The organism is Methylobacterium oryzae (assembly GCF_021398735.1).
Lineage (GTDB): Bacteria > Pseudomonadota > Alphaproteobacteria > Rhizobiales > Beijerinckiaceae > Methylobacterium.
This window is the reverse complement of record NZ_CP090349.1, coordinates 1,604,335-1,625,031: the sequence shown is the minus strand read 5'-3', so window position 1 is coordinate 1,625,031 and position 20,697 is coordinate 1,604,335. Positions and strand designations below refer to the sequence as shown.

General features: G+C 67.5%; 17 protein-coding genes, 1 other RNA gene and 2 pseudogenes. 8 read left to right on the top strand and 12 right to left on the bottom strand.

Going from position 1 to position 20,697, the window contains the following annotated elements; genetic code table 11:
• The first annotated feature begins 124 nt into the window (after positions 1-124).
• Together LXM90_RS07840 and LXM90_RS07835 are read left to right on the top strand one after the other, a co-directional pair.
• A complete protein-coding gene (locus tag LXM90_RS07840) occupies positions 125-574 on the top strand; it encodes a hypothetical protein (RefSeq protein WP_020094655.1) in 450 nt (149 codons plus the stop codon).
• Positions 575-622: 48 nt separating this feature from the next.
• Positions 623-1,342: a glutathione S-transferase family protein gene (locus tag LXM90_RS07835; protein WP_020094656.1), complete on the top strand. Its 720-nt coding sequence runs from the start codon at positions 623-625 to the stop codon at positions 1,340-1,342.
• Between the two features lie 15 nt (positions 1,343-1,357).
• On the opposite strand, the gene LXM90_RS07830 is transcribed toward LXM90_RS07835, so the two are convergent.
• Together LXM90_RS07830 and LXM90_RS07825 are read right to left on the bottom strand one after the other, a co-directional pair.
• Complete coding sequence (locus LXM90_RS07830; RefSeq protein ID WP_020094657.1) at positions 1,358-3,115, bottom strand: bifunctional protein-serine/threonine kinase/phosphatase; 1,758 nt, start codon at positions 3,113-3,115, stop codon at positions 1,358-1,360.
• A pseudogene (locus LXM90_RS07825) lies at positions 3,112-4,044 on the bottom strand (YifB family Mg chelatase-like AAA ATPase); the annotation flags it as partial. The gene LXM90_RS07830 and the pseudogene LXM90_RS07825, both read right to left, overlap by 4 nt.
• Before the next feature lie 18 nt (positions 4,045-4,062).
• On the opposite strand from LXM90_RS07825, the gene LXM90_RS07820 reads away from it, so the two are divergent.
• The gene (locus LXM90_RS07820; protein WP_234082284.1) at positions 4,063-5,838 is read left to right on the top strand and encodes a recombinase family protein; all 1,776 of its coding nucleotides are present in this window, start codon (positions 4,063-4,065) and stop codon (positions 5,836-5,838) included.
• A gap of 213 nt (positions 5,839-6,051) precedes the next feature.
• Here the strand turns inward: LXM90_RS07820 and LXM90_RS07815 are convergent, their stop codons facing one another.
• From LXM90_RS07815 to LXM90_RS07785, 7 genes are all read right to left on the bottom strand, one after another.
• Positions 6,052-6,231 (bottom strand): hypothetical protein, encoded by a 180-nt coding sequence (locus LXM90_RS07815; protein ID WP_234082282.1) that lies wholly within the window; start codon positions 6,229-6,231, stop codon positions 6,052-6,054.
• Positions 6,228-6,659, bottom strand: coding sequence for a hypothetical protein (locus LXM90_RS07810; protein WP_234082280.1), 432 nt, complete (start codon positions 6,657-6,659; stop codon positions 6,228-6,230). Before LXM90_RS07810 ends, LXM90_RS07815 begins: the two co-directional genes overlap by 4 nt.
• Before the next feature lies 1 nt (position 6,660).
• A complete protein-coding gene (locus LXM90_RS07805) occupies positions 6,661-7,164 on the bottom strand; it encodes a hypothetical protein (protein WP_234082278.1) in 504 nt (167 codons plus the stop codon).
• Positions 7,161-7,388 (bottom strand): hypothetical protein, encoded by a 228-nt coding sequence (locus LXM90_RS07800; protein WP_234082277.1) that lies wholly within the window; start codon positions 7,386-7,388, stop codon positions 7,161-7,163. The genes LXM90_RS07805 and LXM90_RS07800 overlap by 4 nt, the downstream gene beginning before the upstream one ends.
• On the bottom strand, positions 7,385-7,612 hold the full coding sequence (locus LXM90_RS07795) for a hypothetical protein (protein WP_234082275.1): 228 nt from the start codon (positions 7,610-7,612) through the stop codon (positions 7,385-7,387). Before LXM90_RS07795 ends, LXM90_RS07800 begins: the two co-directional genes overlap by 4 nt.
• Positions 7,613-8,296: 684 nt before the next feature.
• A complete protein-coding gene (locus tag LXM90_RS07790) occupies positions 8,297-9,445 on the bottom strand; it encodes a hypothetical protein (RefSeq protein WP_234082272.1) in 1,149 nt (382 codons plus the stop codon).
• A gap of 317 nt (positions 9,446-9,762) precedes the next feature.
• Positions 9,763-13,542: a phage tail tape measure protein gene (locus LXM90_RS07785; protein WP_234082271.1), complete on the bottom strand. Its 3,780-nt coding sequence runs from the start codon at positions 13,540-13,542 to the stop codon at positions 9,763-9,765.
• A gap of 371 nt (positions 13,543-13,913) precedes the next feature.
• Between LXM90_RS07785 and LXM90_RS31885 the strand changes: the two genes are divergently transcribed.
• Both LXM90_RS31885 and LXM90_RS07780 read left to right on the top strand, forming a co-directional pair.
• Positions 13,914-14,042, top strand: a complete 129-nt coding sequence (locus LXM90_RS31885; RefSeq protein WP_267965792.1) for a hypothetical protein — start codon at positions 13,914-13,916, stop codon at positions 14,040-14,042.
• A 533-nt stretch (positions 14,043-14,575) separates the two neighbouring features.
• Positions 14,576-15,187, top strand: a complete 612-nt coding sequence (locus LXM90_RS07780) for a recombinase family protein (protein WP_234082268.1) — start codon at positions 14,576-14,578, stop codon at positions 15,185-15,187.
• 619 nt (positions 15,188-15,806) lie between these two features.
• Here LXM90_RS07780 and LXM90_RS07775 read toward each other — a convergent pair.
• The 3 genes and pseudogenes from LXM90_RS07775 to LXM90_RS07765 form a co-directional block, all read right to left on the bottom strand.
• The gene (locus tag LXM90_RS07775; protein ID WP_234082265.1) at positions 15,807-16,580 is read right to left on the bottom strand and encodes a hypothetical protein; all 774 of its coding nucleotides are present in this window, start codon (positions 16,578-16,580) and stop codon (positions 15,807-15,809) included.
• Positions 16,577-17,347 carry a hypothetical protein gene (locus LXM90_RS07770; protein WP_234082263.1) on the bottom strand — a complete coding sequence of 257 codons (771 nt, stop codon included), beginning with the start codon at positions 17,345-17,347 and terminating at the stop codon, positions 16,577-16,579. Before LXM90_RS07770 ends, LXM90_RS07775 begins: the two co-directional genes overlap by 4 nt.
• A 58-nt stretch (positions 17,348-17,405) precedes the next feature.
• Positions 17,406-18,098 (bottom strand): annotated as a pseudogene (locus LXM90_RS07765) (magnesium chelatase domain-containing protein); the annotation flags it as partial.
• A gap of 143 nt (positions 18,099-18,241) precedes the next feature.
• Here LXM90_RS07765 and LXM90_RS07760 point away from each other — a divergent pair.
• The 3 genes from LXM90_RS07760 (at position 18,242) to LXM90_RS07750 (ending at position 20,639) form a co-directional block, all read left to right on the top strand.
• On the top strand, positions 18,242-18,502 hold the full coding sequence (locus LXM90_RS07760) for a PepSY domain-containing protein (RefSeq protein WP_234082261.1): 261 nt from the start codon (positions 18,242-18,244) through the stop codon (positions 18,500-18,502).
• Between the two features lie 75 nt (positions 18,503-18,577).
• Positions 18,578-18,676, top strand: an RNA gene (gene ffs / locus LXM90_RS07755) — signal recognition particle sRNA small type.
• 37 nt (positions 18,677-18,713) lie between these two features.
• Entirely contained in the window at positions 18,714-20,639 is a 1,926-nt protein-coding gene (locus LXM90_RS07750) for a DNA polymerase III subunit gamma/tau (RefSeq protein ID WP_020092788.1), read from the top strand.
• The last annotated feature ends 58 nt before the right edge of the window (positions 20,640-20,697 follow it).

The following is a 20,697-nucleotide window of genomic DNA, read 5'->3' as shown; positions in this document are numbered from 1 at the left end:
GCCGTCGCGAAACAGCCCGGATCTTGCCCGGAATCGGGCACCCGGACCGAACCGCCAGCCCCGATCCCGACGCAATCATGAGCGAGAGCTGAACACGGTTCGGACACCCGACGAGGCCGCCCGTATGAAGACTTCGATCCTCGCCACCTTCGCCGTCCTCGCGCTCGTCTCGGCCGCCGAGGCGCGGCCTCACCGGAACCCGGCCGCCCCGAAGGTGAACGCGGCGGAGGCCGAGAAGTTGTTGGCGCCGCTGCGGCAGGCCGCCACCGCGTGCTTCGCCGAGACGGTGCTGTCGAACCCGAAGGCGACGGCAGAGGCGCGCGCCGGCCGCTGGTACGAGGCCGTCGGCATCACGGGCTTCCTGTGCCGCCCGGAGGTCGCCGCGATGATCCGGACCCACGACAACCTCTACGGCGCGAAGACCGGTGAGCGCTACTTCAAGGGCGCGTACGTCAAGCATCTGGACCAGCAGCTCGCCGAGCGCCTTCAGCCGATGTTCGCCCGCAAGGCCGTCGCCAGCGCCGAGCCGCCGCTCGAGAAGGCCTCGGCGGAGGAGCCGGCCGAGAACAACTGAGCGGGAACCGTCCGGGGTCGCCGCGCCTTCCCCGACCCGGAGGCGGCGATGCCCTACGAGCTCCATTACTGGCCGATGATCCAGGGGCGCGGCGAGTTCGTCCGCCTCGCCCTCGAGGAGGCCGGCGCCGACTACGTCGACGTGGCCCGCCAGGACGACGATTCCGGCGGCATCGGACCGATGCTCGACCGACTGTCCGACCCCGCCGATCCGCGACCGCCCCTGGCACCGCCCTTCCTGCGCGACGGCGACGTCGTCGTCGGGCAGAGCGCCGCGATCCTGCTCTATCTCGGACCGCGCCTCGGGCTCGTGGGCCCGTCGGAGCGCGACCGGATCTGGACCCATCAGCTCCAGCTCACCGTCGCCGACGCGGTCGACGAGGCGCACGACACCCACCATCCCGTCGGCGTCGGCCTGTACTACGCGGATCAGAAGGCCGAGGCGCTGCGCCGGGCGGCCGAATTCCGGGGCGAGCGCATCCCGAAATATCTAGGCTATTTCGAGCGCGTGCTTGCGGCCAACGGCGGCCGCCGCCTCGTCGGCGCGGATCTCTGCTACGCCGACCTGTCGCTGTTCCAGCTCGTCGACGGCCTGCTCTACGCCTTCCCCAAGGCGACCGCCGCGGCCCTCCGGAGAACCCCGCAGGTGGCGCGGCTCCACGAGACCGTGGCGCGGCGCCCGCGGCTCGCCGCCTACCTCGCCAGCGCGCGCCGGATCCCGTTCAACGAGGACGGCATCTTCCGCCGCTACCCGGAGCTGGATCCCTGAGACGCGAGCCGGGGCTCACCGACGCGGGCCGGCGATCAGGATCGCCGCGAGCACCAGCGCGACGAGCCCGAGCACCAGCGACAGCAGGCGCCAGAACAGCAGCGGGTCGCGCTCCAGGAGCGACGCCCGCCGGCCATCCGTGAAGGCCGGGTTGGGGTGGCGCAGGTCGTGGACGAAGGCCGACACGGTCGCGTAGCGCCGCTGCGGATCGGGATGGACGGCCCTGCGCAGCGCGCCGTCGACCCAGACCGGCAGCAGCGGGCGCACGGTCAGCGCCGACGCGTAGCGCAGCCGCCGCTGCGCCGCGCGCGTCCGGGCCCGGGGCACCGCGTCGCCGTAGGGCAGCCGCCCCGTGAGCATCTGGTAGGTCATCACGCCGACCGCGAAGACGTCCGACTGGGCGGTCCCCGGGGCGCCGAGGAAGCACTCCGGCGCCGTGTACTGCACCGTGCCCAGGATCTCCGCCGGGTCGATCCGCGGGTCGCCCTCGACGACGCCGGCGACCTGGGTCGCGCCGAAATCGATGATCTGGACGGTGCCGGCCGCGTCGATCAGGACGTTGTCGGGCCGCAGGTCCTGGTGGACCATCTCCCGCCGGTGGAAGGCCTGCACGCCCCGGGCGAGCTGCTCGACGAGCCCCCGCACCGCCTCCAGCTCGGGCGCCGCGTGGTCGCGCATCCACTGGGTCAGGGTCTGGCCCTCGACGTAGCGCATCACCGTGTAGAGGTGGCTGCGGCGGCCGGCCTGGGGATGGGCCTTCAGCACGTGGGGATTGTCGATCCGCCGCGCGATCCACTCCTCCATGACGAAGCGCTTCCGCTGGGCGGGATCGTCCCGCAGGTCCAGCGACAGCACCTTCAGCGCGACCTGCGCACCGGTCTCCGCCTCGAGCGCCAGGTAGACGCGGCTTCGCGGACCGGAGTGGAGGATCCGCAGCAGCCGGAAGCCGTCGAGTTCCGCGGGCGGGTCGAGGAGCGGCGCCGGGTCCAGACCGTCGGCCTCGCCGAGGAGGTCGGCCGGCTCGCCCTCCGGCACGGTCTCGACCCGCACGATCTGGATCGTCAGGTTGTCCGGGCTGCCGGCCGCCAGGGCCATCTCGACGATCGCCCGCGCGGCCGCATCCAGGGTCCCGGCCCGCGCGATCTCCGCGACCATGTCGCGGGGCCGGACATGCTCGTGGATGCCGTCCGTCGTCAGCACGAAGGTGTCACCGGCCTCGACGCCCACGGCGTGGTAGTCGATCTCGACGCGGCCCTGCGCTCCGAGGGCGCGGCCGAGATACGATTCCGCCGCGGAGACGACGACCCGGTGGTCCTCGGTGAGCTGCTCGAGCGACCGGCCGGACACCCGCCAGATCCGGGCATCGCCCACGTGGAAGAGGTGGGCCACGCGGGATTTCAGCACGAGGGCGTCGAAGGTCGTGACGTGGCCCCGGTCGGCATCGTTCGGATCGGCGCCGCGCCGCGTCTCGGCGTAGAGCCAGGAATTCGTGGCCGCGATCACGCGCTGCGCCGAGGTCTTCACCGACCACGTGTCCGGCGTGGCGTAGTAGTCGCTGAGGAAGCCCTTGACCGCGGTCTCGCTCGCCGCCGCGCCCGCCGCGCTGCTGCTGATCCCGTCGGCGAGGGCGACCGCGATCCCCTTCAGGCCCAGCGCCGGCTGGACGGGAACCAGCGCGCCGTTGAAATCCTGGTTGGCGGCCTTGCGGCCGGCGCTGCTGTGCTGGCCGATCGTGACCGTCAGGTCGGCCGGGCCGCGCGGTCCGGCGCTCAAGCGGCGGCCGCCGCGCTGTCGCCCCGGCCGCGGTACGACAGCGCCTCGGCGAGGTGGAGCCGGCGGACCTGCGCCTCGCCGTCGAGGTCGGCCAGGGTCCTGGCGACGCGCAGCGTCCGGTGGAAGCCGCGGGCGGAGAGGCGCATGCTCTGGGCCGCCTGGCGGATCAGCGCCGTCCCGTCGGCGTCGGGGCTCGCGACGTCCGAGATCAGCGTCGCGGGACAGGTCGCGTTGGTGGTGGATTCCGGCAGGCCGCGCGCGGCGTAGCGCGCGCCCTGGAGCGCGCGGGCCGCCGACACCCGCGCGGCCGCCTCGCGGGAGCCCTCGGCCGGCGCGGGCAGGATCAGGTCAGCGGCCGTCACCGCCGCCACCTCGACGCGCAGGTCGATTCGGTCGAGCATCGGGCCGGAGATCCGCGCCTGATACTGCGCCATGCAGCGCGCGTTCGGCCCGCGCCGGCAGGCGTAGCCCGGTTCGAGACCGTGGCCGCAGCGGCACGGGTTCATCGCCGCGACCAGCTGGAACCGCGCCGGGTAGGTGATTCGGTGGTTGGCCCGGGCAATCATCACCGCCCCGGATTCCATCGGCTGGCGCAGGCTGTCGAGCACCTGCGGGGAAAATTCGGGGAGCTCGTCCAGGAACAGCACGCCGCCATGGGCCAGGGAGACCTCACCGGGCCGCGCCCCGAGGCCGCCCCCCACCAGGGCCGCCATCGAGGCGGAATGGTGCGGCTGCCGGAACGGCCGGCGGTTCGAGAGCGCCCCGTCCTTCAGCGCGCCCGCCACCGACTGGATCACGGAGATGTCGAGCAGCTCGCGCGGCGTGAGCGGCGGCAGGATCGAGGGAAGACGCGCCGCCAGCATCGACTTGCCCGAGCCGGGCGGCCCGTTCATCAACATGTTGACGACGTGAAGACCCGCATGCGAAACGCGGCGTTGGGAGGCCCAATGACGACGAAGGCGTACTCCTATTTGCGGTTTTCGACGCCTGAGCAGGCTAAGGGCGACAGCTCTCGGCGGCAGACGGCTTTGGCACGGGACTACGCGATTCGGCATGACCTAGATCTTGATGAGGCGTTGACCTTCGCGGATCTGGGCGTCTCGGCCTTCCGCGGGCGCAACGCCGAAACGGGTCGTCTGGGCGAGTTCCTGACCGCGGTCAAAGACGGCGTCGTCGCTCAGGGATCCTACCTCCTGGTGGAGAGCTTGGACCGCATCTCGCGTCAGGCGGCGCGTAAGGCATTGCGAGCCCTCGAAAACATTGTGGAGGCCGGAATCACCGTCGTCACTCTGAGTGATGGCAAGGCGTACACCGCCGAGAGCATCGACGACGATCCCATGTCGCTGATGCTCGCCCTGATGATCTTCATCCGTTCCAACGAGGAAAGCGCGACCAAGTCGCGTCGCTTGAAGGCTGCCTGGGAAAACAAGCGCGCCACCGCGGACACCCGCCCCATCACAGCCCGCGGCCCGGCCTGGCTGGAGCTGACGGCTGACCGCCAATGGCGCGTCCGCGAAGACCGGGCTGAAGTAGTCCGGCACATCTATGGGTTGGCGAACCTGGGGATCGGAGAACACTCGATCGCGGCCACGCTGAATCGTGATGGTGTGCCGCCCTTCGGCAACGGTTCCCGGAAGGCGACGCATTGGCACCGGACCTCGGTCATCAAAATTCTAACCAACCCGGCGGTCGGCGGGACGCTGGTCCCATACACACAAGAGCATGTTGACGGGCGCAAGGTCCGCACCCGGCAAGAGCCCATCGAAGGCTATTTTCCGGCGATCATCTCGCCCGAAGTGCGCGATTCGATCCAAGCGCTCAAGGCGGGCTCAGCCAACCCGCAGCGGGGCCGACACGCTTCGAGGGCAGTGCGTAACATCGTCGGCGGCCTTGCTCGCTGCCCGATGTGCAACAACACAATGACGAGGGTTACGAAGGGATCGAAGGCGAAGGCCGGCAAGCCGTTCCTCGTCTGCACGCTTGCGAAGGGCGGAGGCGAGTGCCGGTATCGGGCAGTCTCGCTCCAGGCAGTCGAAAACGGAATTCGCGAGAACGCTGGCTGGCTTGCGGAGGCCGGGCCGCCTTGGAGCGACCTAGAAAAAATTGAGTCCGAGTTGTCGAAAGTCCGGCAGATCATCCGCGAGGAGGAGCTACGGCGCGACAACTTCGTGGAGGCGATAGGTGCGGGCCAAAATTCCCGTGCCGTTCGCCTCAGCTTAGCACGAGTTGAGCGGTGGCTGGAGGAGCTAGTCGAGAAGGAAAAAGCGCTTGTAAGCCGTATTGCCATCGCGAAGAACGCGTCATCGTTGAATCGACGGGCGGAACTCCGTCTGGCGGCGCAAGCTCAACCCTTGGATATCGGGCGCATGAACACCGCGATGCGGCACCTTTTCTCCTCCGTGCGGGTGCTCTACGGCTCTGGGTACTTGGAATTTGCTTGGTCGAGCGGCGGCCGTAGCATAATCAAATTTGCGGAGCCCGAGGATTTGGCTAAGGTGCCCGAGCAATGGGCTGAGCGTGCGCTGGGCTGGTCGTATCCCCCGATTATCCGGGGTGCAGCCCTTCCCCCGGAACTTCGCGCTGAGCTTGAGGCTCACCCGGCCGTGATCCGCCGCACCGCTGAGCGGCGCACAGCCCTAACGGGGGTGAATTTCGAGGAAGGTCCGCTGCCGGCTTCAGTGCTCGGCATCTCGTTGAATGACAAGGATGCTGATCGGCATTAGGACCCACGTCACGACCGTATAGCTTTTGGTCACAATCGTGGGTCTCGAGCTTCCGTAAGCGATTTCCGCCGTCCGGTCTGCGAGCAGATCTTGCGCCCGATCTGAGATTTTGGCGTTCCAGGCGTCTGCTAGAGACCGGCAGCAGCTCACGAGCGCCATCGGTAGCTCAAAGAGCCTCACAGGCGTCCTGAGCCATCCTTATGAAGTCACGGCTCAGCTTGAGGCCGAGGCCGAGGCCGGGGGTGTGGTCGGCTTTAGCGTGAATCTGGCGGCGACGGTCTCGCGCGCTTGGCGCTTGGCCTCGATCCTGGCCGCCCTGCGGATGGCCATGATCTGCCGATGGGTGTCGGCCTCGGCCTGCATCTCGGCCACGGTCAGAATGGCGTCCGTCATACCGCGAGGCCTTCGGCGCGCCGTTCGAGAGCGGCTTGCGCGGTGGCCGCGGTCTCGATCTGCACAGTCCGGGTCTCGGCGTACGTTTCCCGGACCTGGGCCGCCTGCCGGTTGGCATCCTCGGTCGCCTCGATACTCAGGAGGAGCGCTTTGAGCCGGGCCGGATCAGCGGACCGCAGGAACGAGACAAAGGGCGCCCAGTCGGCGCCAAGGGCCCGACGCACCAGAGAGGCGGCGTTCCGGGACGGGTCTACAGCCACAACGTGCTCGGCCTTGCGCTCGCGTTCGGCTTGGATCGCGGCCTCGCGGGCGGCGTAGGCCTTCTGGCGTTGGCCCTCGATGGCAGCCCGCGCCGCGGCATCGGCAGCCTCGCGTTCGGCGACAAGCCGGAGCTCCAGTTCCGTGGGTTGGTGGGTGGTGATGGCCATTTCAGACTCCGGCCTGGGCTTTGAATTGCGCCGCGAGGGCGGGGTTGCGGTTCGATATGACGGCCTGCCGGGTCCGGTTCTCCTGGCCCTTGGCCCAGGGGTTCGCCCAGGTGGCGATTTCTCGGAGGATCTTGGCATCCTCAGCCGCGGCGAAGGCCTTGGCGAAGTCCGTCACAGGTCCGCGGGAGAACCGGGTCCAGTCCGGGGCCGAAGATGGCGCGGGCGGTGCAGGCGTCTGGGCCTGGGCTTTTGGGGCCGCGGCCTGGGCATGTCGCCGGATGAGAATGGCGACGGTCTCGCCTACCGGGATCTCGACTTGCTGGCCCTTGTCGAGGCGGAAGGCGGTCGAGTAGCCGGCGGGCGTGTAGGAGAAGGTTCCGGCAGCGTCGCGGTCGACGGTGGCGGCGAGCTCAGCGGCGGCGGCCTTTAAGGCATCCGGCTCGAACGCGAGGCCGGAGCTCCTGGCAGTCGACTCTAGGAAGGTGGTGGCGTGGTCGAGGTTCACGCAGCGCCCCCCTCTGCGATGAAGCGGCGCACGAAGCTGTTGCGGGTCGAGCTGTTGAGCGCCGGATCCTTGACGCTGAACACTCCGGCCTGTCGCAGATAGTCGACGACGATGGTCCGCGCGGTGGAGGCCATGGTCTCGTCGCTGTCGAAGGCGATGGTCTCGATCACGTCGAATAGCTCATCGCTGGCGGTGAAGCTGATGACTCTGCCCTTCCTGCTCATGCGGCTTCCGCCTTCCGCTTGCCGCGGTACCGGCGCGGCGCCTGGAGGGGTGCAAGGTGTCCGCTCTCGCGTAACCCGCTGGCGATGAGCTGACGTGCCAGGGTGGCGAGGCCGCACAAGGCGTCACCGGCAGCGGCGTCGAGCGCTTCGGCAATGTGGCTCGGCAGGATCACGGACAGCGGCTTGCTGTTCAGATCCCCGTTGGGGTCGTCGTGGGATTTCATTGGGCTCTTGAGGGTCTTGGGCACAGCGAAGCGCGTGAGCACTAGGAGCGTCACGGGATGGCCGGCAGAAGGTGATGGGGACGGCGCAGGGGGCGCCAGACATGTAAACGGCCCGCGCGAGGGCGAGCCGGTCAAAGCTTCTGCAGCTTACCGGTTTACCTTATATTAACCGTCCGGTTTTGTCAAGTTTTCAGGAGAAATTCTTGCAGTCCAAGGCGATCCGTCGAGGAGAGCAACGATATTAACCGCTCCTTAACCGAAGTCGGTAAAGTGTGTTGGCACTAGGGCTTGCTGGCCCCACAAAAGGAAACGGCCCCAGCGTTTCCGCTGAGGCCGCCCCTGGTATGATGTTGCGCTCAGAGCTTGCCGGCCGCGCGCAACACCGCAACCACCGCCCCCGCTACCGCGAGGGTGGCCGTCACTGCTTCATAGGACACCGGATCACCTCCTTTGTGGCGGGCCCGGATTGACTCTGCATGCCCGGCGTTAATGAAGGCTTGCCGCCGCCCGCAGCCGGTTAGGAATCAGTAGGGCTTTTCCACCCTCGACAGCTCGACGGCGAGCTCGCGCTCCCTCGCCGTCGCCTGCGGCGCCGTCTGCGGCAACCACCATCATCAAATTCTAGCTGCTGTTGATGCGAGCGAAGCGAGGCGACCTGTTTGCCAGGTTGCCACCTCGGGGAAGTCACGCCGCGACCGCCGTGCTCCCGTACCGGAGCTCTAGCAGCTCCTGAAGGATCGAGTCCGCTTCGGGCGGCTCGACATCTGACATGGCCGCGATCTCAGCATCAAGGGCCGGCAGAACGGCCAGGATGTCGAGGCCCGGATACCGCTCCTGATAGCGGGGCACCTCGGCATGCAACACGCCCAGGATCGTCCCGAGATAGGCGAAGCAGGCGCGCCAATCGTCATCGTCCAGAGGCTCTCTGACGGATGCCATGTTGTCGTTGCTGGCGATGTCCAATTTCAGTCCGCTCGATAGAGGGGTATATGGGGCGGACGGATTTTGGACATTTCGGCGCTTGGTGACGTTTGCTTCCAGGGTGCCGGCCTTATCCCAACGCCGGACCTGTCTGAGGCTCATGCCCAACTCGGTGGCGAGCGCGGTGAGGTCGCGGGTTTTCGTCCGCTCTGACTGCGGCCGGACGCCCTCAGCGCGCCGCCGCTCTTGCTTCTGCATCGTGGCGCGGATTTTCAATTCTTGCTCGTCCGGGCGGTCGATACAGCGCCAACCTCGCAGGCCAAGCCCAGTCACCTCGACCCAGGTCGGGCGCAGGGCCGCTACCAACTCCGACATGTCCGGCAGCCAGCGCACCCATGTCCGGTTGGTCTCGTGCCGGTCCTTCTCCGCGGCGTCGCGGCGTTCGAGGATTTCGGCGATGGCCTCAGCGACCGCGAGCATTCCGACCCGCCGGACATAGCCAGGGCAGTGCGTACGTGCCCAGGCCAGCCCTTCGGCATATGCGCTGAGGCCAATCAACTCAGCGGCGTCGGCGACGAACGGGAGCGCGGTCGCGAGCCACAGCTCGGCATCATCCGTTTCGCAAGGCCCATCGTGCCGGTGCCATAGCAGGCGACCGATATCTCGGGCGCGTCCGCGGGCGAAGCTGCCCCTTCGGCGCATGGCGTCGGCTCGCTTCTGGTAAGCCTCTTGGTCTTCACCCTCGGCGCCCTTGAGGATCTGAAGGTCGAGGTCGAGGGAAGCGAACCGGTTCAAGAACTGGTCGGCCGAGGCATTCCTGTCAATCGCCTGACATTCATTGTCGTTGTCGTGGTCATGCTGCATTGCCGGCAGTTCTACCGGCTGCGCGACTTGCGCGATTGCGAGTTCCATGCTAGTGAAAAGGCCTGCTTGATACGTAACTGCACTGCTGCCCCGCCGGACCTGCCAGGGTCATAACGGCGGGGTTTTTCGTTTTTCAGGGTGACGTCTAGCACGGATGCCGAAAATCGCGAAATGCGGGCATTTTTTTACAATAAGTTGTAGCGCCACACCTTGAGTTTGCTCGGGTTTTTGCCCTGTAAGTCGATAGAAACCGGCGCAACCCCATTTTCCGGCGTCTCTTTTTACAGGCGCACCAGCGTCAGCGGCTGTCTCATCCCCTTTCAGCTACCGGCCCCGCGCTGTGTCGAGGCCGGCAGGTAGGGCGCTCAGGTCAGCTCCGGTTCCATGTCATGCGCCCGCCAGCTGCGCGCCTGGGCGACGTGCCGCTGTAGGGTCCCCGCCAGCTCGGCCGGCGACTGGTTGGCGGCATTGATCGTCACGGGGGCGTGGATCGTGGTCCCGGCCCCGCTGCTGCCAGCGCCGCCCTTGTCGGACCCGAACGACTTCCCGGTGAGCGGCTTCACCTGCTTGGCGAGCTCGTCAGCCGTGGGCTTGGGCGCCACCGCCGATGCGGCCTCCGAGGGCGTGACCGCCTTCTTCCATGCCGTCGACCGGAACCCGGTACCCGCCACCGTCGCGCCGCCTTGGGCCTCCACGAAGCGGTGATAGCGCTCCGCGGCCTCCCGAGAGTTGAACTGCGTGTGCAGGTGCCCGCCGGTCGAGCGCGCCGAGGGGTTCCGGTACTCGTCAATGACCTTGAACGCCTCCGGCGACAGGCCAGCCGCCCGGAGCTTTGCCCGCATCGCCTCAGCCGCCGCGGCGGACTTCGACGGGTCGAGCAAGGTGGTGTCGAAGGCCAACCCAAGGGCGTGCTTCGATCCGGTCCCCTGATGGTACCGGTCATTGAACGCCCCGAAGTGCTTCACCCCGCCAGGGAGATCGGCTTGCGCTGCCCGCGCTAGGTCTGTGACGCCTTCGGCCGTGCCGCCGCCGGCCGTGGCCTGGCCGCCCTTGACCCGCAAGCCGTCGAACTGGCCTCCGCTCCCGGAACTCGCCACACCAGCCGCACCGGCCGGGACATCCTTCGCCCCGCCCTGCGCCATAGCAGCCTGAGCCGCCGCCATCGCACGGGGGTTGCCCTTCAGACCCTCCCAGGCGCCGAGACCCTGGCTCCGGGCGATCCACCGGGCCATGCGGTCCTGAGTGGCGGCGTCGAACACCGTCGAGCCGTCCAGGCCGAGAGCCCGTTGCGCGGCCCGCATGGTGTTGCCGACGATCTGGTACCGGCCCAGCGCCGACGACGATCCGTGCCGCGCCCGGACGGTCCGGCCAAAGGCGAAGGCCTCGTCGAGCGTCATGGTCGAGACCGGCTTGCTTGGGGTGCCGTACTTCCCGTTGCCCAGCACAGCGTCATATCCGGCCTTGCCCGACTCCGTGCCGGCAATGGCGTCCAACATGGCCGCCGAGGCCGCCGAGTTGGCCGGATTGCTCGTGGCCGATCCGCCCCCGGCGTTGCCGGCGCCAAACATGCCGCCTGGCACCCGCAGGCGTGGGCCGACCCAGCCGTCAGAGCCGGTCCGGGGGGCGCCCTGGCCGAGTGCGCCGCCACCCAGGCCCGTGGCCCGGCTCAGGGCCGAGACCGTCGAGCCGGTGATGCTCGCGAGCTGCAACCGGGCGCGGTCGCCGGACATCGCCCGCTCGAGGCGCCCGACAGACTGGGCCAAGTCGCCCATTTGCGAGAACGCCGCCGGCACGATGTGTCCGCGCCATCCCTCGTTTGCGCTCTGCCGCTGCACCCGTGCGGGCGGGTCCTGCCACGTCGAGCGCTCGTCACGCCGTTGGCCCTTCGCCCAGTCGCCCAGGCGCTTCGTCAGCTTGTCCGAGTCCTCTTTCGAGGGGTCGATCGTGAGCGGCATCGCGACCGCCGGGGCGAGCCGGAGCAGGTTGCGGAACCAGCCCATGAACCCGCCGCCGGCCGCGGCACCAGGCGCACCGCCAGGGCCAGGCGCAGCGGGCGTGAGCTTCATCGCCTGGATGATGGCCCAGGCCCCGCGGGCCGCCGCGGCGAACGCCAGGATGCCGGTCGCGAGGCCGGTGAGCACCGACACCACGGGCGCGGCGATCACCAGCGCGACCGAGAAGCCCAAGATCTCGGCGGCCAGCCGGCCAATCGTCTCAGGCCGCATGTCGCCGCCCGTGAACACCTGGAACACGCGCTTGATCGTGGCCGCAACGTTCCGGATGCCCTCTCCGAACCCGCGGGCGAAGGCCTTCCACGACTCCACGGTCCCCGCCATGCCGTCGCCGGGCGTGCCGAAGATGCCCCGCAGGAGCGCCGGGAAGTTGCGGAAGCCCAGGCCCTCTATCAGGCCGTCGAGCGCGGCGCGGAACCGCGCCTGTAGACCGCCAGCCCGAAGCTTGACCGTCCATTCGAGGAAGTAGTCCCCCGCCTGGCGCGCCATCGGGGACAGCACCTTGCCGAACTCTCCGAGGATGTTGAGCCAGCCGGTCCGGAACTGCTTGAACACGAAGGCTAGCTTCAGCCGGTGGAGCTCCCAGACCTGGCCGATGGCGTCGAGACCCTTCGACTCCTTCGCGAGCTTCACAGCCTCCCGGTAGGTGTCGGCGCCTTTGACCATCCGGCCGAACTCGCCAAGCCATTCGCGGCCTGCGAAGAACCGGATGGCCTGGTCCTGCTTGCGCGGGTCCTTAATCTTGGAAAAGCGCTCCATCAGGTCCGGCAGGAACGCATCCGGGTTGGACCGGCGCTTCGCATCCATAGCCTGGGCGCTGCCGAAACCCAGTGCGCCGACGAGCTGCCGGGCCTGCTTCGCCTGGTCCCCGTGCCCCTTAGTGATCTTCGGCATCTCCACGACGCGGCCGGCGATATAGTCGAGCAAGCTGCCGGACTGGCCCGCCTGGTTGCCCAGGGAGGTCGAGGCCGATCCGAAGGCCAACGCCGACTCCATGCTCATTCCGAGCACGTCGGCGCCGCCCGCGCCCCGCTTCAGGAACGAGATGAGCTTCTCGGGGGTCGTGGACTGCTTGGCTGCGAGGTACTGCAGCGTGTTCGCGACGCTCTTGAGCTTCCTGCCGTCATAGGCCGCGCCCTTGGATGTGAGGATGCTGTTCACCGTGCCCAGGGTGTCCGTCACCACGTCGAAGGAGACGGACCACGCCTCCGAGGTCTTGGTGGCAAGCTCCGCGAAGGCCTGGGCGCCGGCCGCGGGAATGCCGACCTTGGTCGCCTCCGTGTAGGCGTTTAGGAGCGAGTCCGTCCCGGCGCCAAGGGCCTCGGCCAGCGGGGCGGCCCACTGGTCCCGGAGCTTGCGGGCCAGGTCGAACGAGAGACCCCCGTAGATCCGGGCATTCATCTCGGCGGCGTCTACGTCTCCCTCGGCCCGGAGCACGCGGCGGGTGCCTGCCACGGCCCCAGCGGCTCCGGCGGCTGCTACCGCGGCGGGCGGGCGGACGATCTCGCGGACAGCCTGCCGGCCCTTCCCGAAGGCGTCCCGGCCGTAGCGGATGGCCTCTCGGTGGGTCCGCTCACGTTCCTGCCGGACCTGGCGCTCCCCGGCGATACGAGTGCGGGTGGCCGCGGCCTCGGCGCGTTCGGACTCGCGGGCCTCGGCCTGCCGTTGACGGCCCATGCGGGTGGCGAAGGCGAACCGCTCCCGGAAATCCCGGAGGGCAGCGGCATCATAGGCGCGGCGCTGGCGCTCGGCCGCGGCGTCCTCCTGGTATCGCTGGCGGCCCATGCGGGCCTGAAAGCCCATCTTCGCTTTGAGGGCGGCTACGTCGGCGGCGTCGAACATGCGCCTGCTCGCGGCCTCGGCGCTGGCGTCGGCGCGGCGCTGGCGGGAGGCCTGGGCTTCGATACCGGCAATCTTGCTGGCGGCCTGGGCCTTGGCGTTCATGGTGTTGAGGGCATCGCGGGCCGCGTTCGGCTGGAGCTTGGCGGCTAGGTTGTCCGGCACCTTCAACTTGGCGAGGTCTTTAAGGGTCAAAACGATGCTGTCGAGGTCGGATTTCAGCGCCTTGACCTTCTCGGCCGCACGCACCTCCACCTCTAGCTCAAGTTTTGCTTGTGTGTTCTGGTCTGACATGTTGTGTTCACTTTGCGTGAATTCTTGTTTTTGGGTCAGGGATTATTTTAGCGGGTCCCTGGACGTGCCCGCCCCGTTTCGATGGCGTGCCCTCTTGTGCCGATTAAAATGCTTTTGCAGGGTGGATTAGTGTCGGCGCTACCCAATGGGTGCCCACATACCCTTACAAAAAACTGACCTCGTAGTTGTCGAGCGGCAACACCAAATCGGGTACCCGATTTATACTTTCGAGTATGCTCTTGCAGCTCTGAGCTACGCACATCACAACAGGCCCTGCGAGACAGGGCGAGCTGATGACTGAAGCTGAGATTGCAGGGCGCCGACTACAGGCCGGCGATGATCTGGTATTGTGGTACGGCTCCGCGCTTGAGATGGCAGAACGGGCCCGGCGCTCCGGCGACCGGGGCACCGAGATGCTGGCCCAGGACGTGGCCGAATCCGTGATGGCCCTGGCCGACCGGCTGGCCTGGGTGGAGCGGTCGAGCACCCGGCGCGACTAGGCCACCGCGGCCCATGCCCACGGCATGCCGGCGGGTTTCCTCGGCGACACCCACGCGCGACCACGGAGCTGCGGGCCGCTCGCCTTGCTGGCGCGGGCCGGCGGGAGCGGTCGCGCCAGGCCGGCGTAGCTTCCCACGATGCGGCGCATGTCTACGGACGGCAGACGGTCCAGAGCATCGGCGGCTGGCACCAGGGCTGCCGGATCGGCCTCGGCCTGGGCCAGGTGCTCGCACAACGCTGCGGCACGGGGACCAGCCAGGACGCGGGCGAGGGCCCGAAAGGATCGGAGGCGCGCGAGGCGTTCACCCGGTTCTAGGTCGAGGGCCCACGGGCCGAACTGCCGCGAAGGCGCGAGGCCCACGAGGGCATCATCAGGAGTCATCTCGTTTCTTGTCGTTGGGGCTCGTGCCCTGGTTCGCTTTGGGTATGCCTTTCCGGCACCGGGTCCTGTCTGGTTCAGAAAATATCGTTTGACCGCTCAAAACAGACCGGCTATCGGCAAACCATCCAAAACAGACCGACGGCGGCTTCAATGTTCATCCGGGCTTACCTCCGTGCTTCCACTAGCGAGCAGGATGCGAGCCGTGCCCGCGAAGCGCTAGAGACGTTTGCCGATGAACGCGGCCTGCGCATAGCCGCGTGGTACGTAGAGAACGAGAGCGGTTCGACACTCGCCCGCCCGGAGCTGTTCCGGCTGCTCAAGGACTCAAGGGCTGGCGACGTGCTTCTCGTTGAGCAGGTGGACCGGCTGTCGCGTCTCACCGCGACCGACTGGGACAAGCTCAAGGCCGAGCTAGCGACCCGTCAGATGCGGGTGGTCGCCCTTGACTTGCCGACATCGTGGATGATGGCGACGGCCGGCGCGGACGCCTTCACGGCCCGCATGTTCGAAGCGATCAACGGCATGATGCTCGACATGCTTGCGGCGGTCGCCCGGAAGGATTTTGAGGATCGACGGCGCCGGCAGGCCGAGGGGCAATCGAAGGCTAAGGCCGAAGGCCGCTACAAGGGACGTCCGGAGGACACCAAGCGCAATGCCAGCATCGCCGATATGCTCGCTCGTGGGATGTCTTGGAGCCAAGTGCAGGCTGCTACGGGGTGCAGCCGCGCGACCGTGGCAAAAATCGCCAAACGGGCGGCCTAACCACCTACCGGACACAGAATGCTAAGCGAAGAGTTCTCGCTACATTGATGGTACGGCGCATCAGCGAGCTACCTAGGAGCGACGACCGCCCACACGGGCTACGGCCTCACTGGCCATACCACCCCCTCTTTAAACGCGCGACACAGATCTCGCCAGGTCTGGAGAAAATCTTCTGCCTCAGTAGATACAGGATCCGGAAAGCTTACATCACACAAAGCGATATGCGCGTGCGCCGGATGCTTATTTCCAGCGTGGTCCACATCACACTCATCACGCACGCATAGAATGCGACCGTCCTTATGCTCATTGTTGTAGTCTCGGACCGCCCTCGTATTGACCGACGCTATGGCAAAGAGGGTGCCGAACTGCTGATTTGTGAGCAACATCTCCCGCAACCGATCGACATCTAGACCGGAAACATCGGAAAGCCTCCAAACTGAGAGCTTTCTCGCTGCCAAATCCTTCTTCGGCAGGTGGGAATTTTTGATGTTGCCAGGCTTGCCATGGCTTGGCGCATAGAGGCCCCTGCTTAGAGCCTCATGGTCCTGAACAGGACCGGGCGAGACGCCCGGATCCCGAGTAACCGCTTCGATTGGGCAGATCGCTGCACACGGGGGCATTAAAGACCGAGGAAGCTCGACAACCTTGAGTCCTCAAGCTTCTCGGCGATCTCAACTTCTTTGGCAATAGGCAAAGTCCACGCCCGGTAGCCTTCGGAAGGTGACATGATCCCAACAACCTTCCCGTTGCCCACCAAGATCAACGAAAAATTCTTAGGACCAGAATTCCAGACAAGAGCAAGCGTCCCGTCGCTGCCATCCACCTCAAACTCTGGAGGATCAGCTTGAACCGGAAGGATAGGCAGTAGCGACGAGAGATCAGCCAGGACCCTTGGCAGCGGAGCAAGGGATTCAGGGCCGGCCCAGCCGTCTTGGAGGCGAGCTAACTCACGCTGAGCCCGGTCCAAAGGCCCTTCGCCACCCCCAACTGGGGCTTCTACCGTAAACGGGCCAGAAACCAGATCCCCTAGGAGATGATGGTCAAGCAAGCCCTGATCGGCAACGACTTCAAATGCGCCCAGTCTGACGCTTGGCAGAAGCACCACATCTTGCGCCGCTGGCGCGACCGGCGATGGCACGAGCCACCTGTCGAGCACCACCTTGTCGAGCACCACGATGTCGCGCGGCCAGAGCTCTTCATATGAGCTGCAAGGGACGTGAAGGCCATTCATCACCACCTGCCCACCCCCGGTGGACAAGGGCAGCTGCACCCCATGGAGAATCCAATCGGCAGACACATTCACATGATGTGGGCTGCGCAAGACGCGCTGGGGGCGCCGCTTGGGTTGGGCCGGCTCGTCAAAAGGAGTGCGGGTCGTCGACGTCTGTCTCATGCGCCCATGCTCAGGCCGATCTTGCCACTCATTGCCTCGGTGAGAAGAGCGCTCATGGTGGCCTTGTTGTTCATATGCATCCTCGCCATCGCTGGGGAAAGGGTAGCGGCAACCTGTCCCTCAGCAGGTATCGGGTCTTTCGGTTGGAAGCGCTGGGCGTGCTGAAGCACGATAGCCAACTCCAGACCGTCCTCGTCAGCTCGATCAACGTCGGGCTCATCCGGTCGACAATCCACACGTAAGGTGTGCACGATCATGTCTTTTCCGAGGATCTCCACCCACCCGTTATGGGTATGCCAGACAAGCCTGCGCTGAAAAACGTCGGCCGGAAGAATTTCGTTGCGTTGGAAGAGCGTGTGTAAGTCGTAGTCGATCTTGGCAACCCGGAACTTGTCTGTGACCCTCATGGCGAGACCAGTCACAGCACATTTCTGGACATCCGCCACGACCGACAGCCCAAAATTAAGGAATCTCTCCGCACTTGACCATACTTTCTCCCATCTAGTGTATCGAGTGCAGACTACCGAAATCAGATCTTCTTTAAATTCGACAGACCAAGATGAAGTTGCATCCGGCCTCACATGCGCGAATTCAATAGAACTGCCCTTCCCTTCTCCGACCAGAAGGACAGCCGGGAGATCAGATCTTATCTCACGATGCCGAGACTTGAGCGCATCAAGGTCGGATGTTGTAATTTCACGATCTAGAAGATACGCGAATCGAATTTCTTCGATGGCATGATCGTCGTTGAGGGGGGCGAAGTCCATGACGATTTCTGGCATCGGGATGTGTTCTGGAAGGTGACCGTACAACGGTACTGCATCTAGGTAAACGGACTCCCGTTATCATCTCGGCGGGTCTGTACGCACCCATCATCAACAGGTTGTGGCCCCCGGCGGCCGCGATCTCCAGGGCGCGCTTGGCGCCCTCCTGCCCCTTGATGTCGGCGAGGTCCGGCAGCGGCCCGGCCGGCGCGGCGACGGCGGGCTCCGGCCGCGCCATCACCTGGCTGCCCTTGAAGTGGTTGGCGAGCTGGATCAGCGAGCGCGGCGCGAGCACGTCGAGGTCGCCCCCCGCCCAGGCCGCCTCCGGCCCAGTGGACGCCGGGCAGATGAGCCCGAGCCCCCGATCGGCCGCCGCCATCGCGGCCGGCAGCACGCCGCTCACCGCCGTGATGCTGCCGTCGAGGGCGAGCTCGCCCAGGACGCAGTAGCCGGCGAGCGCGTCCGCCGGGATCGCGCCGATGGCCGCCATGACGCCCAGCGCGATCGGCAGGTCGAAATGCGAGCCTTCCTTGGGAAGATCCGCCGGGGCGAGGTTCACCGTGATGCGCTTGGCCGGCAGCGCCAGCCCCGAGGCGATCAGCGCTCCGCGGACCCGCTCGCGCGATTCCGCCACCGCCTTGTCGGGCAGACCGACGACGGTGAACACCACCGAGCCCGGCACGATCTGGACCTGCACGTCCACCGCCCGCGCCTCGATGCCCTCGAAGGCCACGGTGGCGACGCGGGTGACCATTCGTGCAGTGTCCTCGCCGCCGCGTTCCGGTACGGCCAAGATGTGCGGCAGATTCGGTGGCGGCTCAAGGGGATCGTCGCCATGGAACTCCGCCGCGGCACGCCTGTTCACAGCCGGAAACAATTGCCGGATCGGAGACAGCCATGCGCGTGACCACGTCCCTTCTCGCCCTGACCTTGATCGCGGGCACCGGCCTCGCCGCCCGCGCCGACGAGAAGCTTCCGCCCGATCAGCAGGCCAAGGTCGAGGCCATGCTCAAGCAGGAGGGCTTCACCAAGTGGAAGGAGATCGAGCTCGACGACGGCATGATCGAGGTCGACGACGCGATCGACGCGAGCGGCAAGCAGTTCGACCTGAAGCTCGATCCGAAGACCCTGGCCATCGTGAAGCGCAAGGCCGAGTGAGGCAGCGCTTCGGCTGCGCTTCGACTCGGCTTCAGCAGCGCTTGCGTTCGGGCCGAGGCCCGGCCATATAGCCGGCGGGGGGTTGGCGAGGGACGTTTCACTCGCCAACCGGGTCAGGTCCGGAAGGAAGCAGCCCTAACGAGACCGAGCGGGTCTTCGTCCAGCCTCCCACCTCATTCCACGGCGCGCGGCAGCCGGACCCAGACACGGCATGGACGCTACGACCGGCACGCCTGACGACGAGCCGGGCCTGCCCGGGTTTCCAGCGCCCCCCGCCGCGGCGACGCCCTACCGGGTGCTCGCGCGCAAGTACCGCCCCACCAATTTCGGCGACCTGATCGGCCAGGACGCGATGGTGCGGACCCTCGCCAACGGGTTCGCGGCCAACCGCATCCCGCAGGCCTGGATGCTCACCGGCGTCCGCGGAGTCGGCAAGACCACGACGGCCCGCATCCTGGCGCGCGGCCTCAACTACGCCCGCGCCGGACAGCCCGACACCGGCCCGACCGTGTCGATGCCGGAACTCGGCCTCCACTGCGCGGCGATCATGGAATCCCGGCACATGGACGTGCTGGAGATGGACGCCGCCTCGCATACCGGCATCGACGACGTCCGGGCGATCATCGACGGCATCCGCTACGGGCCGGTCTCGGCGCGCTACAAGGTCTACATCGTGGACGAGGTCCACATGCTCTCCGAGAAGGCGTTCAACGCCTTCCTGAAGACGCTGGAGGAGCCGCCGCCGCACGCGAAATTCGTGTTCGCCACCACGGAGATCCGCAAGGTCCCGGTGACGATCCTGTCCCGCTGCCAGCGATTCGACCTGCGCCGGGTCGAGGCGCCGACCCTGCACGCGCATCTCGCGAAGGTCTGCGCGGCCGAGGGCGTATCGGTCGAGGACGAGGCTCTGGGCGCCATCGTGCGCGCCGCGGAAGGGTCGGTGCGCGACGCGCTCTCGCTGCTCGACCAGGCGATCGCCCACGGCGCCGGCACGATCACGGCGCAGAGCGTGCGCGACATGCTGGGCCTCGCTGACCGCGCCCGGATCCTCGCCCTGTTCGAGGCGGTGATGCGCGGCGCGGTGCCGGCCGCCTTCGCGGAGCTGCGAGCGCAGTACGATTCCGGCGCGGACCCGTCGGTCGTACTCTCGGATCTCGCGGCCTTCACGCACCTCGTCACCCGGCTCAAGGTGGTGCCGGAAGCCGCCGCCGACCCGACGCTCAGCGAGACCGAGCGCGTCCGCGGCGCCGCGTTCGCCGAGAAGCTGTCGATCCGCGCCCTGTCGCGGGCGTGGCAGATCCTGCTGAAGGCGATTCCCGAGGTCCAGGCGGCGCCCCGGCCCCTCGCGGCCGCCGAGATGGCGATCGTGCGCCTCGCCTACGCGGCCGACCTGCCCACACCCGACGAGGCCCTGCGCCAGCTCCGGGCCGAGGCCGCCGCCGCGCCCGCGGACGAGGCCCCGGCCGCGTCAGCCCGGCCGCCCCTCCCGCCGATTCCCGACCTGCGCGGCGGCGGTTCCGCGGCGCTCGCCGCGGCACCCCGCACGGTCGCGCCGGAGCCCGTCCCGGTCGCGGCGCCCCTGGCCGCGCCCGTCGCGCTGAACGCGCCGGCGAGCGTCCCGATCAGCGCGCCCGCAAGTGCGCCCGTCGGTGCGCCGGCGCCGAGGCCGGCGCCCGCGGCACCGCCGACGCCGCGTCTCGGTCGGTTCGAGGACCTGATCGCGCTGGCCGACGCCAACCGGGACATCCTTCTGCGGACCGCGCTGGAGCGCGACGTCCACCTGGTGCGCTTCGAGGAGGGCCGGATCGAGTTCCGCCTCGCCTCCGGCGGCCGGTCGAGCCTCGCCAACGACATCGCCGCCGCCATCGAGCGCTGGACCGGGCGGCGCTGGGTGGTGGCCCTGTCGAAGGACGAGGGCGCCCCGACCCTCGACGCGGCCGCCCGTGCCGCGACCGAGACACGCCGGGAGAACGCCGCCGCCGACCCATTCGTGCGCGAGGTTCTGACGCGCTTCCCCGGGGCCGAGATCGTCGACGTGCGCGAGACAATCTCCGAGGCCCTCCCCTCCGCCGAGCAGGAGATCCTCGGGGAAGGTGACGCCGCGCGGGTCGGCGAGGTCGAGGACGACGACGCCTGACGCATGGTGGCGCCCGGGCCGCGCCATACCCAGATCAGACGAGGAAACGGAAAGAGAG

Excerpts from the sequence above, each read along its gene's own strand:
- LXM90_RS07780 (WP_234082268.1), top strand. The coding sequence starts at position 14,576 with ATGTTCATCCGGGCTTACCTCCGTGCTTCCACTAGCGAGCAGGATGCG.
- LXM90_RS07775 (WP_234082265.1), bottom strand. The coding sequence starts at position 16,580 with ATGAGACAGACGTCGACGACCCGCACTCCTTTTGACGAGCCGGCCCAA.
- LXM90_RS31885 (WP_267965792.1), top strand. The coding sequence starts at position 13,914 with ATGGCAGAACGGGCCCGGCGCTCCGGCGACCGGGGCACCGAGATGCTG.
- LXM90_RS07835 (WP_020094656.1), top strand. The coding sequence starts at position 623 with ATGCCCTACGAGCTCCATTACTGGCCGATGATCCAGGGGCGCGGCGAG.
- LXM90_RS07760 (WP_234082261.1), top strand. The coding sequence starts at position 18,242 with ATGCGCGTGACCACGTCCCTTCTCGCCCTGACCTTGATCGCGGGCACC.
- LXM90_RS07790 (WP_234082272.1), bottom strand. The coding sequence starts at position 9,445 with ATGGAACTCGCAATCGCGCAAGTCGCGCAGCCGGTAGAACTGCCGGCA.
- LXM90_RS07800 (WP_234082277.1), bottom strand. The coding sequence starts at position 7,388 with ATGAGCAGGAAGGGCAGAGTCATCAGCTTCACCGCCAGCGATGAGCTA.
- LXM90_RS07750 (WP_020092788.1), top strand. The coding sequence starts at position 18,714 with ATGGACGCTACGACCGGCACGCCTGACGACGAGCCGGGCCTGCCCGGG.
- LXM90_RS07810 (WP_234082280.1), bottom strand. The coding sequence starts at position 6,659 with ATGGCCATCACCACCCACCAACCCACGGAACTGGAGCTCCGGCTTGTC.
- LXM90_RS07795 (WP_234082275.1), bottom strand. The coding sequence starts at position 7,612 with ATGAAATCCCACGACGACCCCAACGGGGATCTGAACAGCAAGCCGCTG.
- LXM90_RS07815 (WP_234082282.1), bottom strand. The coding sequence starts at position 6,231 with ATGACGGACGCCATTCTGACCGTGGCCGAGATGCAGGCCGAGGCCGAC.
- LXM90_RS07770 (WP_234082263.1), bottom strand. The coding sequence starts at position 17,347 with ATGGACTTCGCCCCCCTCAACGACGATCATGCCATCGAAGAAATTCGA.
- LXM90_RS07840 (WP_020094655.1), top strand. The coding sequence starts at position 125 with ATGAAGACTTCGATCCTCGCCACCTTCGCCGTCCTCGCGCTCGTCTCG.
- LXM90_RS07785 (WP_234082271.1), bottom strand. The coding sequence starts at position 13,542 with ATGTCAGACCAGAACACACAAGCAAAACTTGAGCTAGAGGTGGAGGTG.
- LXM90_RS07820 (WP_234082284.1), top strand. The coding sequence starts at position 4,063 with ATGACGACGAAGGCGTACTCCTATTTGCGGTTTTCGACGCCTGAGCAG.